Source organism: Treponema sp. JC4 (genome assembly GCF_000260795.1).
Lineage (GTDB): Bacteria > Spirochaetota > Spirochaetia > Treponematales > Treponemataceae > Treponema_D.
In genome coordinates this window covers 1-742 of sequence record NZ_AJGU01000120.1, presented here as the reverse complement: position 1 = coordinate 742, position 742 = coordinate 1, and the positions used below count along the sequence as shown (strand labels likewise).

At 34.8% G+C, this 742-nt stretch carries 1 protein-coding gene; it reads left to right on the top strand.

The features are described from left to right. Window positions 1–739 (top strand): hypothetical protein (locus tag MSI_RS13555; RefSeq protein WP_192807784.1); only part of this gene is annotated, 739 nt, incomplete at its 5' end. Window positions 740–742 lie beyond the last annotated feature (3 nt).

Genomic DNA, 742 nt, shown 5'->3' with positions numbered 1-742 from the left:
TTTTGTCGTTGTGCTTTTAAATATTATCTGTTCTTCACTTTTAACCGCTGTTCTTTTTATATTTTTTGTAGGAGGCCTTTTTTCTGCCCTCTGCATTTACAGCGAAATTGAAAGGATTCAGAAAAGTAAGCTTCCATTCCAGAGTCTTTTTATTCTGCCTGCAAAAAAAATTGATTATTTTTCCAATAAGGCTTTTTTAATTCTTCCGCTTTCTGTTCTTGCGGTTTTTATGTTTTTAATGGTCAGCTTAGTTACAACAAGAACTTCTGCGGGCTCTAAGCTTTCAAAAATTACTCTGCCGGGCAAGTCCGGAGTTGTAAGTTCTGAGCTTCCTCAGTTTGACGGTTATTACAAGTGGAACTGGAAAATTCAGACCTCTCCATATGTTTCCCTTAATTCTTCAGATGGAAACGATTCTTCTGAGGTAAAGCTTTCTCAAAAGGTGGAATTTCCTTATTACGAAGAGTCTGATCATAAAATTGAACTTAAAACAAGAAGCTTTGTTTTTGATGAAGCCTTCTGTAATAATTCCTATAATCAGATAGACAGTCTCTACGGAAACTCTGTAGAGCGCATCCTCAAAAGTGAAGGTAAGGATTCAACCTTCGGATATGTTTCGCTTAATTCTTATTCAATGAGCACCTTAAGCGTAATAATGATTTTAATTTGCTTTTTTATATTACTATTTATTTATATTTGCAGTATTATTAAAAAAGACAGCAGGGGAAGGGGCAAATGATAC